Origin of the sequence: Actinomyces sp. MRS3W, assembly GCF_032465695.1 — a bacterium.
Classification (GTDB): Bacteria; Actinomycetota; Actinomycetes; order Actinomycetales; family Actinomycetaceae; genus Actinomyces.
The window spans coordinates 1-2,756 of sequence record NZ_JAWDJJ010000217.1; the positions used below are offsets into that span (position 1 = coordinate 1).

Consider the following 2,756-nt stretch of genomic DNA (forward strand, 5'->3'; position numbering starts at 1 on the left):
CCCCGCGGCGGAGGCTTCGGGGGCGGCTTCGGTGGCCCCAGGGGCGGAGGCTTCGGTGGCGGAGGCGGAAGCTTCGGCGGCGGCCGCGGTGGCGGTTTCGGCGGCGGAGGCGGTCGTTTCTAAGCGTCTTGCTGCCAAGGTTGGCGAGCAAAGCGTGCGGCACCGCCCCGCACCACTCCGCCCCGCGCCACTCCGCCTCCCCCTCACCGAAACCGGCACTAGTAACGTGCCGAAACCGGCACTAATGACGTAGCGAGACCGGTCGGTGTGTGCTGGTCTTGAAAGGGCCGACTCTTACCTACGGCGAGGGAGATATTGCCGATGTGAGGCCTGATGGTGTGGCGGGCACGGCTGTGATCTTCCCCGGAGCGCTGCGGACGTTCTCCAGTTGGACTGCCATCGCCCGGTTGGACCACGTTTGCGCGGTTGGACCACCATCGCGCGGATGGACTGCCCCAGACGTGTTCTCAGACGGTCCATCCGGTGATAGGCGGTCCACCCGGTGATAGGCGGTCCATCCCACCATGGCACCGACGATCCCCGGCACGTCACTTGTGCCGGTTTCGGCGAGGGGGACTGGGAGGGCTTGTGAATCGTCATCGGCGAAACCGGTCGTTTTGCGCCAGCACGGCCACGTTTCCTGGAAGTATGGCCCGGTAACAGCGCCGGCCGGTCCGGCCGCTTCCACGAGCGCCGTGCGCAGGCACACCGCTCACACACCGCATACATACGCATAGAGACACACCGAACCGCTCGCCCCCGCTACTGGCGGAACGAGCCCAACGAAGGGAAACACATGGCTGAGAAGCAGTCGATCCTGGGCCGCATCGCCCAGCTCACCCGCGCCAACATCAACGCCCTCATCGACCGCGCTGAGGACCCGGAGAAGATGCTCGACCAGCTGGTGCGCGACTACAAGGCCTCGATCGCCGAAGCGCGCGACGCCGTCGCCCAGACGGTCGGCAACCTGCGCCTGGCGGAGAAGGACCACGATGCGGACGTGGCCGAGGCCAAGGATTGGGGCAACAAGGCGCTGGCCGCCTCGCGCAAGGCCGACGAGCTGCGGGCCGGCGGCGACGCTTCCGGCGCCGACAAGTGGGACTCCCTGGCAAAGATCGCGCTGACCAAGCAGATCACTGCGGAGAACGAAGCCAAGCAGGCCGAGCCGATGATCGCCTCCCAGCAGCAGGTTGTTGACCAGCTCAAGACGGGCCTGCAGCAGATGGAGGCCAAGCTGGGCGAACTGCAGTCCAAGCGTGACCAGCTCATCGCCCGGCAGAAGACCGCCGAGGCTCAGGTCAAGGTTCAGGGCGCGATTCGCTCGATCAACATCATGGACCCGACCTCCGAGCTCTCCCGCTACGAGGACCAGGTTCGCCGCGTCGAGGCGCAGGCGGCCGGCCAGATGGAGATCGCGGGCGCATCCTTGGAGGCGCAGTTCGCCGAGCTCGAGGCCTCCGGGGACCAGCTCGAGGCCGAGGCGCGACTGGCCGCGCTCAAGGCCGGCGGAAACACCGCGCTTCCGGGCGCGTCCTCCCCCGCGCAGATCGGTGGTAGCGACGTCGACGCCGCCTTCGAGGCGCTCAAGTCGGAGACTGCGCAGAACGACGACGCTGCCGCACAAGACGCTGAGGCCGAAGACGCCGAGGAAGAGTCCTCCTACTGACCGTGACGCCGACGGCGTCCGCCGCCGCACACCGCCCGTGCCAAGAGCGCGGGGGTTGGGCTCAACCAGTTCGACGCTGCGCCGTCAATGAACACCCGCGCTGATGACGCGGCAGCTTGGGGGCTGAGGTGATGAGGTCATCACAGTCCCCAAGCCCGCGACCGGTCACCGACGCGCCCATCACGCTGCCAGCGCAATCGCCCAGGTCAGCGGCCCGGAGACCGTGACTTGCGTGGGCCAGTGACCTAGGTTTGAAGCCATGGCGGAGGTACGCATCGACACTGTTCGCGGCATCAGTCTAGCCGCGACCATGTGCCTGCCCGACGGCGCCGCCCCCTTCGACCCCAACGCTTTCGATGACGACGCAATACGCGACGGTTACACCGCCCCACCGCGTGATGAAGGCGTGGTGATCTTCGCTCACAACTTCCTCACCGATCGGCATGGTCTGTCCGACCGGCTCGACGAGCTGGCAGAACGCTACCGGGCCGCCGGCCTGGCCACGCTCCAGTTCGACTTCTCCGGCCTGGGAGAGTCCGACGACGACGTCATCACGCTGGCCGGCGAGGTCGAGGATCTCCAAGCGGTGTCCGCCTGGCTCGCCAAGCGCGGTTACGTGCGCCAGGCCATTCACGCCAACGGGTTCGGCGCGACGGCCGCGTTGCTCGCGCGCCCCGCGCAGGTACGCACCGCGGTGCTCGCGGGCGCCGTCGTCGGGCCGCAGTCGATCCTGTGGGAGAACGTCTTCTCCCCCGAGCAGCTCGACGAGCTCGACCGGCACGGGCTCACCCGCCTACCGGATGACAACCCCAACCCGCGCAAATGGGACGTGCTGAGCAAGGAGACTCTGGCCGACGTCTCCCTGCAGTCACCGGACAAGACCATGGCCGATCTGCCGTGGCCGATCCTCATGCTGCACGGCGCGCTCACCGACGAGTTCCCGGACACCGCCGCGGCGGCCGCTGAGGCCTTCCCGCTCCTGCCCGAGGGCTCCAGCCTGCACCAGGTCCAGGCCGAGGACGGCGACGCCGCCCAGGAGGAGATCGCGCGTCTTGCCACCGAGTGGGTCACCCGCCGACTGCGCTGACCC

The 2,756-nt window shown here is 68.2% G+C and carries 2 protein-coding genes; both read left to right on the top strand.

Annotated elements, in window-relative coordinates; translation table 11 throughout:
- The first annotated feature begins 796 nt into the window (after positions 1–796).
- Positions 797–1,666: a PspA/IM30 family protein gene (locus RWX45_RS08330; protein ID WP_316023266.1), complete on the top strand. Its 870-nt coding sequence runs from the start codon at positions 797–799 to the stop codon at positions 1,664–1,666.
- Positions 1,667–1,925: 259 nt separating this feature from the next.
- The gene (locus RWX45_RS08335) at positions 1,926–2,753 is read left to right on the top strand and encodes an alpha/beta hydrolase (RefSeq protein WP_316023267.1); all 828 of its coding nucleotides are present in this window, start codon (positions 1,926–1,928) and stop codon (positions 2,751–2,753) included.
- Positions 2,754–2,756 lie beyond the last annotated feature (3 nt).

Excerpts from the sequence above, each read along its gene's own strand:
- RWX45_RS08330 (WP_316023266.1), top strand. The coding sequence starts at position 797 with ATGGCTGAGAAGCAGTCGATCCTGGGCCGCATCGCCCAGCTCACCCGC.
- RWX45_RS08335 (WP_316023267.1), top strand. The coding sequence starts at position 1,926 with ATGGCGGAGGTACGCATCGACACTGTTCGCGGCATCAGTCTAGCCGCG.